The organism is Paracoccus alcaliphilus (assembly GCF_028553725.1).
GTDB lineage: Bacteria > Pseudomonadota > Alphaproteobacteria > Rhodobacterales > Rhodobacteraceae > Paracoccus > Paracoccus alcaliphilus.
This window is the reverse complement of sequence record NZ_CP067124.1, coordinates 48,624-62,533: the sequence shown is the minus strand read 5'-3', so window position 1 is coordinate 62,533 and position 13,910 is coordinate 48,624. Positions and strand designations below refer to the sequence as shown.

The window sequence follows — 13,910 nt, the reverse complement described above, 5'->3', positions numbered from 1 at the left end:
TAAAGCATTTCTGTTTTAACCTGCGACATATCCTGCGGCCTTGAAGTAGTTCCAACATTCGCCGGGATCGAAGAGATCACAGACTTCGCCGATGGCCTTGAAGACGTCGGTAAATGTTCTTGCCCCGATCCTGCGCAGGTGCGCCTTGAGTTTTGCGAATGCCATTTCGATGGGGTTCAGGTCCGGCGAATATGGCGGCAGATAGAGAAACCAGCAGCGATGGGCACGCAGAGCCTCAGCAGCCTGCTTGTTGTGGTGGGTGGCAAGGTTGTCGAGGATCACCACGGTTCCCGGCTCGATCTCCGGGATCAGGACCTCGCGAACCCAGGCTGCGAAGGCGGGGCCGTCCATTGCGCCCCGGATGCACCAGGGCGCAATCAGGGCATCCGGTGTGAGCCCGGCGATCAGGGTCTGTGTTCCCCAGCTGCCGAAGGGCGCATCCATGGTCAGGCGTGTGCCGCGCAGGGCACGACCCCGCAGACGGGTGAGATTGGTCTTCACCGAGGTCTCGTCTATGAAAACCACGCGTTCCGGCCGATCCGCGATGGCTGGCAAGCGATGCTCGAACCAGTCGGTTCGCCGCTGTCTTACCCTGGCACCACGGCGTTCGGCGGCCACCAGCGACTTTTTTTATAGGTGAACCCAAGCCGCGACAGCAGACTGGCAATGGACGAGTGATGGACACGAACGCCTTCCGCTGCGACCAGCGCGTCCCTGAGTTCGAACAGCGTGATGTCGGGATCCTGTGCGAGCAGTTCCTCGAAAAAGGCCCGGTGCGGGGCAAGCTTTCCATGCCCTTTGGGACGTCCCTGGGGCAATGGTTCGGCATGCCCCCTGGTCCTGATCGCCCGGCCCCAACGTGCTCCGGTCGCCGGCGAGAGTTTCAGCCGCAGCGCCGCCGCCCGACCGCTTAAACCTTCCTCGATATATCGCTGAAACCGCGTCCGGAGCGCCGACGGCAATGGTGCTGACATGATCTATCCTCCCAGACAGAAGGGAATCACGATCCGCGCTGCGACGGAACCCCAAACGATTCAGGGTTCAGTAGAAATGCTTTAGGCGCACAGCCGCCAGCCGCTGTTTCGCTGCGCCATGTCCAGATGCAGGTGGTCCTCATGCGCGGCATTCGAGCCGGGGCCCAGAACGGTGGTGAACCACAGGCAGGCGCTGGCGCGGGCGGCCTTCTGGAAGGCCTCGAACGCATCGCCGTCCTCGTCGCGGGGCTGCACCGGCAGCGGCTCTGCCTGATCGAAGTGAAAGCCCATGATGTCGATGGCATTGCCGAAGGCATGTTCGGACAGCTTGTCGCCGCCGTCCTCGCTGCCCACCCGCCCGCGACAGTCATAGGTCGTGCCAAGCTGCATCCCCTGCAATTGCGGCGCGCCGGGCAGGGTGGCGGCGGCGGGGCGCAGGAAATCGCGGGTCCAGAAGCCAAGCGCGCGGGCGGTATCGCAGCGCATCAGCGCGCCACCTTCCAGCTCGACGCCGGGGATGATCTGGCTGACCCGGATCGGGCGGGCGATGCCGCAATCGGGGATTTCGGGATCGGTCGCTGCCGGCTGATCCTCATAGACCGTCCCAAGCAGCGACAGGGCCAGCCGACAGGCGGCGAACTCCTGATCGGTTTCGCGCAGACGCGCGTGCATAGGCGGCATCGGCGGGCCGAAGAATTCGGCCTCGTCGGTGGCGGTTTCGTCGAGGTCGTCTTCGGGGACGTCCGCTGCCTCGGGCTCCTGCTCGGCAGGGGTATCGCCCTCCGGCTTTGGCGGGGGGGCAGAGGCCGCCTCGGCCTCGGCCGGGCGTTCGGGCGGGCGGGGCGCGTCCTCCTGTGCCAGCGCGGCGGTTGCGCAGCAAAGCAGCGCCAGGGACAGTGCGCCCCGGATCACGGCTGCACCGGCGCGGTTTGCGGCAGGGTGTCGGCGGGCGGCAATGCCTCGACCGGCAGGGCGTCCGAGAGGGCTTCCATCAGGCGGTCGATCTCGGGGTTGGGGTCCGCTTCGGGGGCCAGCGGATCGGCCAGTTCCTCGGTCGTGTCCTCATATTGCGGCGATTCAGGGGTTGCCTGCACAGGAGCGGTTTCGGGCAGGGGCTGCAAGGTCTCGACCGGCAGGGTGCCGGGGGCCTCGGTCTGCGCGGGGCCGGCGTCGGTCGTGGCGGCATCGGGCAGGGTCATCTCGGGCGCAGCGATGGCGGGCGGCGGGGTGACGCCGGTCACGTCGGCAATGGTGACGCCGGGCTCCAGAAACTCGACCGTGGTGATGCCGGGCTGGACCAGACGCGCCAGTTCCTCGGCGTCCCAGTTGGTCAGTCGCACGCAGCCATTGGACTGGTTCTGGAACAGTTGCGACGGCGTCGGCGTGCCGTGGATGCCATAGGAGGGCTTGGACAGGTCGATCCAGACCGTGCCCACCGGCCCGTTCGGCCCCGGCGGAATGATCAGCGCGCGGTCGTTGTCGCCCTGCTGGAAATTCCGCGCGGGGTTATAGGTATAGTTCGGATTCAGTGCCACCGTCACCACCTTGTGATCGCCCGAGGGCGAGGGCGTGGCGTCCGAACCCACGGTCGCGGGGTAATCGACGATCATCCGCCCCTTCGCGTCATAGGCCGCGACGCGCCGGGTGGCCTTGTCAACGATGATCCGGGTCACCTTGGTGCGCTGGGGCGGGGCGGGCACCGTCACCTGAATCGTCGCCCCCGGCACCAGCGCGACGCCGGGATTGAGGAAGGCGATGAATTTCTCGTCCATGTGGAACCGTTCGGCCAGTCGCTCGGCCACGCTGGTAAAGGCCATCGCGGTCATCTGCGCCTTTTCGGCGTAATCGGTGGGGATCGCATCGACCAGCCCCTGCGCGTCGGCCTCGGTGATGGTATAGCTTTGGGTCAGCGGCGCGCCGATAAAGGCTTGCAGCAGGTTCCAGACATGCGGGTCCATGCGCCCGTCCATCGGCAGCCCGGCGCGACGCTCGAAGGCCTTGATCGCGCTTTCGCTCATCCCGCCGCGAAACCCGTCGACGACGCCCGGAGACACACCCGAACGATCCAGCAGGATCTGCACCTTGGCCGTCAGCGCCGACCGCCCCGAAGGCAGGTCGCCGCCGTCATACTGGACGGTCTCGATATCGGCGGTGGTGAAGGGTGCCGCGTTCTGGGCCGATGCGGCCTGCGCGGTGAAAACCCCCAGCATGAGGGCCAGCGAAACGGTAAGGTGACGAAAGGGCATCTGGGGTCTCCGGCGTCATGGTCGGGCACAGCATCCATGTTGTGACCCGAATGCGCCAGATAGACCGCGGGTCACGTTCCGGTCAATTCCACGTTGTGATGGGCCACCCGGACCACTATGCAGAGAGGTGGAACAGCGGGGGCAGGCATGAATGGCGATTGCCGCTTGGCACAGGGATGCGTGCATGTCGCCTGTCAGGCATGCCGCGTGTGATTGATTGGTGATGTTGACAGCGGTTTCGATTGGCTTTCTGGCCGTGGCATTGGCCGGCCTGTTGCTGGCGATGCAGATGCCGGCCACGGCGGTGCTGGCGGGCATTGCCATCGTGGCCACGCTGCTGATCTGGTTGCTGCCGGTACCGGTCGAGGCCGACGAGATGCTTGCGGGTGTCTTTTCCAGCCTGTTTGCCGATGGTGTGGCGATGCTGACGCAGCCAGAGCTGTGGGCGCTGCCGCTGGCGGTGCTGCTGGGCAATCTGGCATTCTATGGCGGCATCGCGACCCGCATCCATGACGCCGCTGCGCTGCTGCTGCGCCGGGTGCCGGGCGGGCTGGCGGTGGCCGCGATCCTGGGTTGCGGCGGTTTCGCGGCGATGACCGGGTCTTCGGTATCCTGCGCCTCGACCATGGGCCGTATCTGCGTGCCCGAGATGCTGCGCAGCGGCTATGATCCGCGTCTGGCGACGGGATCGGTGGCGGTGGGGGGCACGCTTGGCGCGCTGATCCCGCCCTCGATCCTGTTCGTGCTGTTCGGGCTGTTGTCGGGTGCCCCGATCGGGCATCTGTTCATTGCCGGACTGCTGCCCGGGCTGATGACCCTTGTGGCGGCGGTGCTGGCGGTGTTGCTGTGGGTGCGCAGCGAGCCGGGGGTCGCCCCGCTGCCCGGCGGCGACGACCCGCGCCGCTGGCAGGCTCTCAGCGCCATCTGGCCCGCGATCCTGTTACTGGCGGTGCTGATCGCGGCGCTGCTGGCCGGGCTGGGGATCGTCGCGGCGCTACTGTCATGCGCGGTGCTGGCGCTGGTGATCGGGCTGGTCCTGCACCGGCTGACCGGCGCGATCCTGTGGCTGGCCTTTCGCGAAAGCGCGCTGCAACTGGCCGGGTTGCTGGTCTTTCTGGTCGCAGCGGCGCTGTTTTACGGGATGGTCACGCTTAGCGGGCTGGGCGTGGCGCTGACGGATTGGGCCTTGTTGGCCGGGCTGTCGCCGGTGATGGCGATGCTGGTGCTGGCGGTGATCTGCCTGATCCTTGGCATGTTCATAGAGCCGGTGGGCCTGCTGGCCCTGATCCTGCCGCTGCTGGTGCCGCTGTCGGGTGCGCTGGGGATGGAGCTGATCTGGGTCGGGGTGATACTGGTCAAGCTGCTGGAGATCGGGCTGATCACGCCTCCGGTCGGGATGAATGTCTTTGTCATCGGCAATGTGGTGCCCGCCGTGCGGACGGGTCAGGTTTTTGCGGGCGTGATGCGGTTTCTGCTGCCCGATCTGCTGGTGCTGCTGATCCTGATCCTGTTTCCGGCGCTTGTCTTGTTTCTGCCGGGCCTGATCCGCTAGGCTGCCCCAACCAAGCGAGGGGTGCCGACATGCTGGGCCCCTATCGCCGACACGGCACCATCGGCCTGATCAATCGGTAGGCAGAGATAATCTGACACAGGCCGCGCTGGATTACGCACAAGAATTGCGGGTGTGGGGTGTCCCGTGCGACCGACCGGCGCGATGGTGAACGAGGGCGCGCAAACCGTGGGCGAGGGCATTGCGGCAAGGCCGCTGGCTGTCGATGTGGGCGCTGATGAACGGCGGTGGCTTTCCGCGCTGGCGGGGCTTAATCCTCGGAGATCAGCCGGTGTTCGGGGGGATGGATGCGACGCAGGAAAGAGACCGGGGCCGCGTCGCTCCAGTTCGCGCGTTCGATGGTCAGGACCGGCGTGCCGTCGGCGATGTTCAGGAACCGGGCGCAATCGCCGACGGCGCTTTCGGCAAGGATCGAGAACCGGCCCGTCGTCAGCGCGACATTGCGCGCCAGCCATTCAAGCGCCGGCGTTTCCTCGAAATCGGCGCGCTGGAAGGGCGGCAGCACGGCCTGATTCAGCCAGATCACCTCGCAGCAATGGGGCACGCCATTGGCCAGATACTGGCCCTTGACCAGCGTCAGGCTTTGACCGGGATCCAGTTGCAGCGCCTTTTTCGCCTGATCGTTGGCCGGGCGAACTTCGAAATGCGTCAGTTCATAGTTGTAGCTGGCGCCCAACCCCTCGATTTCCTGCCGCATGGCGGGGATTTCCAGCCGCGTGCGCCGCGACTGGGTGCTGGTGACGCGGGTGCCGACCTTGCGGCGGCGCTCGATGATGCCGCTGTCGGCCAGTTCGCGCAGCGCCCGGTTCACGGTCGCGCGGGCGCAGCCCAGCTGGACGGCCAGTTCCTGCTCGGTCGGGATAAGCTCTCCCGGCGGCCATTCGCGTGAGCGAATCCGTTCGAGGACCTCGGCGCGGACCGATTGCCACGTATTCATGCGTTTTCCCACACGCTCGCCCGGCACAGGCCGGAGCGAGCGGGTGAATTTACCCGGTAACTTGGTCATGAAGTGAACGACGCTGTAACTTGATACAAACTACTTAATAAACTGATGTACAAATAAGAAAACCTGTCGAAATAGACAAAACCTCCATTGACAGGGTTTACGCCGGGGCATTCTGCTGGGCCGGATTGGCAATTCCAAACCGCGCGGACGGCTGATAGATCGGGCGCAGACAGGAATCGGAGGCGTCATGCGTGCCACAGAGACGGACTCAGGCATCAGCAGACCGGTTATAGGGCATGGCGGCACCGCGTGGCTGGTTTTGTGCGCGATCAGCGCCTGCCATATGGTCAATGACGTGATGCAGTCGATGCTGTCGGCGATCTATCCGCTGCTGCGCGAGGAGTTCTCGCTCAGCTATGCGCAGATCGGGGTGATGACCTTTGCCTTTCAGGTGACGGCCTCGCTGTTGCAGCCGGTCGTGGGCCTGGTGACGGACCGCCATCCGCAGCCGCGTTCGCTGCCTGTGGGGATGATCTCGACCTTCTGCGGGGTGCTGCTGCTGGCCTATGCGGGCAGCTATTCGATGCTGCTGGCGGGGGCGATGCTGGTGGGGATCGGCTCGTCCGTGTTCCATCCCGAAAGCTCTCGTGTGGCGCGTCTGGCTTCGGGCGGGCGGTTCGGGACGGCGCAATCGCTGTTCCAGCTGGGCGGGAACTTCGGTCAGGCGCTGGGGCCGCTGCTGGCCGCCTTCATCGTGGTGCCGCTGGGTCGGCCCGCCGTCGCATGGTTCGCCGTCGCCGCCGCACTGGGGGCGGCGATGCTGTGGCAGGTCGGAAGCTGGGCCGAGGGACGTCGCCGCGCCGCCACATCCGCGCCCGACACCGCGCTGCGCCTGCCGCGTGATCTGGTGGTCCGCTCGATCATCGTGCTGGCGATCCTGACCTTCACCAAGAACATCTATGGCGCGGCCATGAGCAGTTATTTCACCTTCTTCACGATCGAGAAATTCGGCCTTGGTCCGCAGGGCGCGCAGGTGATGCTGTTCCTGTTCCTTGCGGGCATGGCCGCCGGGGTGATCCTGGGCGGCGTGCTGGGCGACCGGATCGGGCCGTTGACGGTGATCTGGGTCTCGATTCTGGGGGTGCTGCCCTTCACGCTGTTGCTGCCGCATGTCGGGCTGGTTGCGACCGGGGTGCTGGCGGTGGTGGTCGGGCTGATCATGGCCTCGGCCTTTCCGGCCATCGTGGTCTATGCGCAGGAACTGGTGCCCGGGCGCACCGGCATGATTGCCGGGCTGTTCTTTGGCTTTGCCTTCGGCATGGGCGGCATCTCGGCGGCGGCGCTGGGGGTGATGGCCGACCATGTCGGGATCCAGGCCGTGTTCGTCTATTGCTCGTTCCTGCCGATGCTCGGGGTGCTGACCATCCTGCTGCCACGGCAAGAGCGGCTGCACGGCTGATGCAGGAACGGATCCGCGTCTTTCACATCAGCCCGGAATGGTGCGGGCAGGAAAGGCTGGTTCAGCTGTTCCGGATGAACGGTTTCCCCTCGTTGTGTCACGAGGATGGCAGGCTGGCCGAGGATATCGTTTTCGCCAAGGCCCGCCGCCAGCCGCCTTTGCAGTCACACGATGATGCGTGGCTGGTGACGGGGCTCTATCGCAGCCAACCCTTCTGGCGGCCGCCGCTGGAGGCATGGCGCGAATTCGCCTTTCTGGACCAGCATTTCCCGCAGGCGCGGTTCATCCTGACCACGCGCGACCCCGACTCATGGCTGTTCGACCGGCTGACCCGCGACAAGGGCGCCATCGCTCGCGCCCATGCCTGCCATCGTGGCGTTGCGGCCTCGGCGCTGCCCGATCTTTGGCTGGCGGAATGGCAGGCGCATCTGCAAGCGGTTCAGGCTTATTTCGGCGATGATCCCCGCCTGATCCGCGTCGATCTGGAACGCGAGACCCCGCAACAGCTGTGCCAGCGGCTGTCGGATTGGCTGCCCCTGCCGAACCATCCGGCGCGTCGCCACTGGATGCCGCCAGCCGATGCCGGACAGGTGCTGCTGTTGCAGGATCTGCTGGAGCAGAAGCTGCCGAAGCCCCCCGATGATGCCGGGGAATGGGTGGCGGATGTCGCGGATTTCTGCTTGCGCGGCTTGCACCCGGATCAGGCGGGCAGGGCAGGCGTGTCGCGGTTTTATTGCGAATGGGACGGGGCCGAGCGGGTGCTGGGCGCCGGGGGGCAGGGCCAGCCGATTGCCGTTGCGCCGCTGGCCGCGGGGGGCGCGGTGGCTGTTGCACGCGCAGGCGTGCATCACAAGTTGGAACGGGCCGAGGGCGTGATCAACGACGCGCTGAGGTTGGGCCGCCGCCAGCCCCTGCGTATCGACATGGAGGATTCGCGCTGGATGGGTTCGCCGCAAGGGCAGCCTCTGGGTGCGCCGGTTTTGTGCCACAACCGTCGTCACGATTCGCGCAATGTGGTGCTGTGGCCGCTGCCGGGCCAGCACGATATCGGCATGCCGGGCTTTGATCCGCATGCGCCCCCTGACCGGATCGCCTTCGAGGATAAAGAGGACCGGCTGGTCTGGCGCGGCATGATCTCGGGCAGCCGGATGCGTGACGGCGTCAAGCCCGGCCCGGCCTCGCATATCTATCTGACGCAGCTGGCCGCCGCCCCGGACGAGGCGGCGCGGCAGGCGATCTGGGCCGAGCTGTCGCAGACCTCGCGTCTGGCATTCGTGCGGCGCTGGATCGATCACCCCGATTTCGATCTGGGCGTGGTGATGGCATGGGGCTTTCGCGAATTCGCCCGCGATCCGCTGCTGGCCCCCTATTGCAAGCCGCGCCGGGGCACGACTTTCTTTCGTCGGTTCCGCTATCAGCTGTGTCTTGGCGGCTATGACCACGGCTCGAATTTCATGACGGCGATCAACAGCCGCTCGGTCCTGCTGGCCGAGGATGACGGCTGGGAGGTGTTCTATTCCGGTCGCTTCAAACCATGGAAACACTTTATCCCGGTGGCGCGATATGGCGCGGATATCGCCGAGAAACTTGCATGGGCACGCCGGAACCCCAAGGAATGCAAGGCCATGTCGCAGGCCGGTCGCGCCGAGGCCGCCCGATTCGCTGATCCGGATCTGCGGCGGCAGGTGAAGGCGCGCATTCTCGACGCGCTTGCCCCGCCGCGCTAGAACCGGGGCGCAGGAGGACACGATGACCACGATCAAAGCCACGCCCATCACCGCCGGGGCCTTTGCCCCCTTTGGCGAATTGCTGACCCCGAAGCCCGGCCCCGACCGGCTGATCAACGAAGGCCGCTGCGAACGCCATCACGCGCTGGCCACCGTTCAACGCGGCGGCGGAGAGGCGATCATTTCGATCTTCCGGTCGCAGCCGGTCAGCCTGCCCCATGAATGTGTCCTGCTGGAGCGGCACCCGCTGGGGTCGCAGGCCTTCATGCCGCTGGGGCCGGATCCGTGGTTGTCGGTTGTCGCGCCCGACGAGGATGGGCGCCCCGGCGCGCCGCTGGCCTTTCTGGTGCCCGCCGGGATGGGCATCAATCTGCGCGCGGGCGTCTGGCATGGCGTGCTGACGCCGCTGGACCGCGCCGCCGATTTTCTGGTCGTGGACCGCGAGGGCGATGGCGTGAACCTTGAAGAGGTCCGCCTGCCGCCCTTCACCATCACCGCATGAACCTGCCGGATTACAGCTTCGAATCGGCGGCGATGGCGCAGGGGGCGCGGCGGATCGCCGGCGTGGACGAGGTCGGCCGGGGCCCTCTGGCCGGGCCGGTGACGGCGGCCGCGGTGGTTCTGGATCCGGCGAATATCCCCGAGGGGCTGAACGATTCGAAAAAGCTGTCCCGGGCGCGGCGCGAATCGCTGACCGACTGGGTGATGGCGCATTGCGACTGGTCGGTGGCCCATGTGTCGGTCGAGGAAATCGACCGGCTGAACATCTATCACGCATCGCATCTGGCCATGTGCCGCGCCGTGGCCGGGCTGAAAACCGCGCCCTGTCATGTGCTGGTCGATGGCAATCGCGTTCCGCGCGAACTGACCCTTCCGGCGCAGGCAGTGGTCAAGGGCGACGCGCGTTGCCTGACCATCGCGGCGGCCTCGGTTCTGGCCAAGGTGTTGCGCGATCGCATCATGGTGGATTTGGCGCAACAGCACCCCGGCTATGGCTGGGAGGTTAACGCGGGCTATCCGACGCCAGCCCATAAACGGGCGCTGCTAGATATCGGGATTACCCCACATCATAGGCGTTCCTTCAAGCCCGTCCACAATATCTTGTGTAAAGGTTAATTCGTAACCTGTTGATTCAATAAAGAAATTGACCTCGAATCAGGTCTGACTCATCATCTGTCCCATACCAGATCGGCCAAAGCCGACACACGTGAGGCAGTAACAGATGACCAAGATCCAAGACGAGCGCGCCGCTTGGGCGCGAACACTTCCGCTTAACCAGATTCTGGCCGGCGATTGCATAGAGGTGATGAACGCCCTGCCCGAAGCCAGCGTCGACCTGATCTTTGCCGATCCACCATACAACCTACAATTGAAAGGCGATCTGCACCGCCCCGACAATTCCAAGGTCGATGCGGTCGATGACGAATGGGACCAGTTCTCGGGCTTTGCCGCCTATGACAGCTTCACCCGCGACTGGCTGGCGGCGGCGCGCCGCGTGCTGAAACCGAATGGTGCGATCTGGGTCATCGGCAGCTATCACAACATCTTCCGCGTCGGGGCTGAGCTTCAGAATCAGGGTTACTGGATCATGAACGACGTGATCTGGCGCAAGGCCAATCCGATGCCGAATTTCCGCGGCAAGCGGCTGACCAACGCGCATGAGACGCTGATCTGGGCCAGCAAGTCCGAGGCGTCCAAATACACCTTCAACTATGAGGCGCTGAAATCGCTGAATGAGGGCGTGCAGATGCGCAGCGACTGGGTGTTGCCGATCTGCAATGGCGGTGAACGGCTGAAGGACGCGCAGGGCGACAAGGCCCATCCGACGCAAAAACCTGAATCACTGCTGCACCGGGTGCTGATCGGCACGACCAATCCCGGCGATGTGGTGCTGGACCCGTTCTTCGGCACCGGTACCACCGGCGCGGTCGCCAAGATGCTGGGCCGCGACTTCATCGGCATCGAGCGCGAGGCGGCCTATCGCGAGGTCGCCGCCCGCCGCCTGTCGCGCGTGCGCCGCTTTGATGCCGAGGCCATCGCCACCACCCGCGCCAAACGCGCCGAACCGCGCGTGCCCTTCGGTCAGGTGGTCGAACGCGGCATGCTGCGCCCGGGAGAGGAACTCTATTCCATCGGCAACCGCTTTACCGCCAAGGTCCGCGCCGATGGCAGTCTTGTCGGCAATGACGTGAAGGGCTCGATCCATCAGGTCGGCGCGGCGCTGGAAGGCGCACCGTCCTGCAACGGCTGGACCTATTGGCACTTCCGGCGCGAGGGCAAGACCATGCCCATCGACGCTCTGCGCCAGCAGATCCGCGCCGAGATGGAAGACCCACGCCCCAACTGATCCGTTTTCACAGTTCGCCACGTTCCCCCGCCTTGCGCGGGAGGGACCACCTTGCCCCGCCGTCACATGATGGCGGGGCTTTTTCGGGGAATACGGGGTTGTGTTGGTTTGTGCCGAGTCGGACGGTTATAGCCTTGCTATCGCCCGGATATGTCGGAGCCTGAAGAAAGCGGTAATGTAGTGCGCGCAGTCACGCTGCGTATTATGCGGGTGTGCAAGAACGCAGTCAGATACCATTGGGATTCCTTCGGAAACGCTGGCGACTCCAAAACCCACCTCCGAAGTATTCTTGTCGCGGCCGTGTTTCTACTGATGGCCTATTTGATCGCTGTCTGACCGACCGCTTTGTCCGCATAACGGATAAAATGTCGGCTAAACCGCGTTTCGCGGCATCGGCAATTCGCCGCGGTTATAGGGCTTCCAATCCTCGACCTCGGGATAGAACTGCCGCCGCCACGCCCGGACGCGCGGGTTCATGCGGCGGCGCCACCAGGGAGGGACCATCGCCACGAAGGTCATCGCCGGATAGCCATAGGGCAGTTGCGGGGCCTCGTCCGTGCCATAGGTCTGCAACAGGGGAAAGCGGCGGTCGGGCTTGTAATGGTGATCCGAATGGCGCTGAAGGTTGATCAGCAGCCAGTTGGACACCGTGTGGCTGGCGTTCCAGCTGTGGCGCGGCATGATATGTTCATAGCGACCCTCGCCCAGATGCTTGCGCGACAGGCCGTAGTGTTCGACGTAATTGGTCAGCTCCAGCTGCCAGATGGCGATGAAGGCCTGCCAGAGGAACAGCAGCAAGCCCGGCCAGCCACCCAGAGCCAATGCCAGGGCCAGCATCGCCAGTTGCAGCGCGCCGTATCGCCAGAACGGGTTGCGCCGGTCCCACGGCTTGCGCCTGGCGCGGGCCAGCATTCGCGTCTCGGCCCGCCATGCGCTGGCCGGGCTGTCGCGCAGGACGCGCCAGAAGAAGCGGTAGAACCCCTCGTTATAGCGCGCCGAGACCGCGTCGCGCGGGGTGGCGACCCATGAATGATGGACCAGAAGATGTTCGGTGCGGAAATGGGAATAGAGGACCGAGGCCAGCAGCAGATCGCCCATCCAGCGTTCCAGCGCGGTTTTCTGGTGCAGCAATTCATGGGCATAGACCATGCCGATGGTGCCCGACAGCACGCCGATGCCGAAGAACAGGCCGATCTTCTCCCACCCCGACAGATGGCCCAGATGCTGGACATACCAGATCGAGCCGAAGATCGCCGCGAATTGCAGCGGGAACCAGACGATGGTGACGGCGCGGTGCCAGAACAGTTGCTCGGTTGCGATCTCAGGATCGGGGTTGTCCTCGTTCAGGCCCAGAACGCCATCCATCGCGGTCGTCAGATACCACGCATAGACCGGCAGCAGGGTCCACCACCAGCCGCCGCGCATGGCCGCCAGCGCGACCAGAGGCAGCATGACGACGGACATCCAGAACGGCGCTGCGGCCGGCAGGTTTGACGGGCGAGTCGTGCTCATGCGCAAGCCTTACGGTTTTGCTGGGTCAATGGCCAGATCCCAGACCTTGCGCATCAGGCCGGGCAGGGCGCTGCGGTCGAACTGACGCAGCGGCACAAGGCGGCCGCGCAGCGGCGGGCCGGTCAGTTCGCCGGTCAACACGGTCAGGGTCAGGCTGAAATGGGTGAAGACATGGCGCACCTCGCCCACCCGATGCCAGTCGGCGGGGCCGGGGGCGGGCAGGTCTTGCCCGTCCCAGCCGGTCGAGGGGAAGGCCAGCGTGCCGCCCAGCAGGCCCTTGGCCGGGCGCTGTTCCAGCAGCACCGCGTCGCCCGAGCGGCCCAGCCATGCGATGCCGCTGCGTTCGGGCTTGGCGGGTTTCGGGGCGCGGCGCGGCAGGTCGGCGGCGATGCCCTGGTGGAAGGCATCGCAGCATTTGCTGATCGGGCACAGCGCGCAGACCGGTTTGCGGGGCGTGCAGATCGTCGCGCCCAGATCCATCATCGCCTGCGCATAATCTCCGGGCCGTGCGGGCGGCGTCAGCGTATCGGCCAGCGCGACCAGTTCCGGCTTGGCGGCGGGCAGCGGGGTCTGGACGGCGAACAGCCGGGCCACGACCCGCTCGACATTACCATCGACCACGGTTTCGGGCGCATCATGGGCGATGGCCGAGATCGCGGCGGCGGTATAGGGGCCGATGCCGGGCAGGGCCAGCAGCCCCGCGCGCGTGTCGGGAAACTGCCCGCCATTGGCGGCGACGGTGCGGGCGCAGGCCAGCAGATTGCGGGCGCGGGCGTAATAGCCAAGCCCCGCCCATTCCGCCATCACCTGCGCGTCATCGGCGGCGGCCAGATCCTCGATGCGCGGCCACAGCGAGGTGAAGCGGATGAAATAGTTTTTCACCGCCGCCACCGTGGTCTGTTGCAGCATCACCTCGGACAGCCAGACCCGATAGGGATCGGCGCGGCCCCGGCCGGGGGGTACCCGCCACGGCAGATCGCGGGCATGGCGGTCATACCATGCCAGCAATGGCGCCGAGATCGTTTTGCCGATCACCTTGTCGTCACGCAATTTTCAGCCCTTTGCCGCCCGCACGCGCTTTCATCCCCGGCCCATGCTGTTTAATGCTAGGCAGGTCATAACCGATCAG

The 13,910-nt window shown here is 65.5% G+C and carries 12 protein-coding genes; 6 read left to right on the top strand and 6 right to left on the bottom strand.

The features are described from left to right. Positions 1-15: 15 nt before the first annotated feature. The 3 genes from JHW40_RS00290 to JHW40_RS00280 all read right to left on the bottom strand — a co-directional run bounded on the left by JHW40_RS00290 (position 16) and on the right by JHW40_RS00280 (position 3,220). A protein-coding gene (locus JHW40_RS00290; protein WP_272849013.1) for an IS630 family transposase occupies positions 16-974 on the bottom strand; the annotation gives its coding sequence in 2 pieces (ribosomal slippage) (positions 16-630 and positions 633-974; 957 coding nt in all). Between the two features lie 81 nt (positions 975-1,055). After that, positions 1,056-1,886, bottom strand: a complete 831-nt coding sequence (locus tag JHW40_RS00285; RefSeq protein WP_244519366.1) for an extensin-like domain-containing protein — start codon at positions 1,884-1,886, stop codon at positions 1,056-1,058. Further along, entirely contained in the window at positions 1,883-3,220 is a 1,338-nt protein-coding gene (locus tag JHW40_RS00280) for a L,D-transpeptidase family protein (RefSeq protein ID WP_090617176.1), read from the bottom strand. Before JHW40_RS00280 ends, JHW40_RS00285 begins: the two co-directional genes overlap by 4 nt. Before the next feature lie 223 nt (positions 3,221-3,443). On the opposite strand from JHW40_RS00280, the gene JHW40_RS00275 reads away from it, so the two are divergent. After that, on the top strand, positions 3,444-4,772 hold the full coding sequence (locus JHW40_RS00275) for a TRAP transporter large permease subunit (protein WP_090617174.1): 1,329 nt from the start codon (positions 3,444-3,446) through the stop codon (positions 4,770-4,772). A 268-nt stretch (positions 4,773-5,040) separates the two neighbouring features. On the opposite strand, the gene JHW40_RS00270 is transcribed toward JHW40_RS00275, so the two are convergent. After that, complete coding sequence (locus tag JHW40_RS00270) at positions 5,041-5,727, bottom strand: GntR family transcriptional regulator (protein ID WP_170851956.1); 687 nt, start codon at positions 5,725-5,727, stop codon at positions 5,041-5,043. 256 nt (positions 5,728-5,983) lie between these two features. Here JHW40_RS00270 and JHW40_RS00265 point away from each other — a divergent pair, with 256 nt between their 5' ends. The 5 genes from JHW40_RS00265 to JHW40_RS00245 all read left to right on the top strand — a co-directional run bounded on the left by JHW40_RS00265 (position 5,984) and on the right by JHW40_RS00245 (position 11,269). Then, entirely contained in the window at positions 5,984-7,195 is a 1,212-nt protein-coding gene (locus JHW40_RS00265; protein ID WP_090617170.1) for an MFS transporter, read from the top strand. Then, complete coding sequence (locus tag JHW40_RS00260) at positions 7,195-8,922, top strand: glycosyl transferase family 90 (RefSeq protein ID WP_090617168.1); 1,728 nt, start codon at positions 7,195-7,197, stop codon at positions 8,920-8,922. Before JHW40_RS00265 ends, JHW40_RS00260 begins: the two co-directional genes overlap by 1 nt. Positions 8,923-8,944: 22 nt before the next feature. After that, positions 8,945-9,424 (top strand): ureidoglycolate lyase, encoded by a 480-nt coding sequence (locus JHW40_RS00255; RefSeq protein ID WP_090617166.1) that lies wholly within the window; start codon positions 8,945-8,947, stop codon positions 9,422-9,424. After that, the gene (locus JHW40_RS00250; protein WP_090617164.1) at positions 9,421-10,038 is read left to right on the top strand and encodes a ribonuclease HII; all 618 of its coding nucleotides are present in this window, start codon (positions 9,421-9,423) and stop codon (positions 10,036-10,038) included. The genes JHW40_RS00255 and JHW40_RS00250 overlap by 4 nt, the downstream gene beginning before the upstream one ends. 106 nt (positions 10,039-10,144) lie before the next feature. Then, entirely contained in the window at positions 10,145-11,269 is a 1,125-nt protein-coding gene (locus JHW40_RS00245) for a site-specific DNA-methyltransferase (protein ID WP_090617162.1), read from the top strand. Positions 11,270-11,641: 372 nt separating this feature from the next. On the opposite strand, the gene JHW40_RS00240 is transcribed toward JHW40_RS00245, so the two are convergent. Continuing rightward, positions 11,642-12,781, bottom strand: coding sequence for an alkane 1-monooxygenase (locus JHW40_RS00240; RefSeq protein WP_090617160.1), 1,140 nt, complete (start codon positions 12,779-12,781; stop codon positions 11,642-11,644). A 9-nt stretch (positions 12,782-12,790) separates the two neighbouring features. After that, entirely contained in the window at positions 12,791-13,831 is a 1,041-nt protein-coding gene (locus tag JHW40_RS00235; protein WP_090617158.1) for an A/G-specific adenine glycosylase, read from the bottom strand. Positions 13,832-13,910 lie beyond the last annotated feature (79 nt).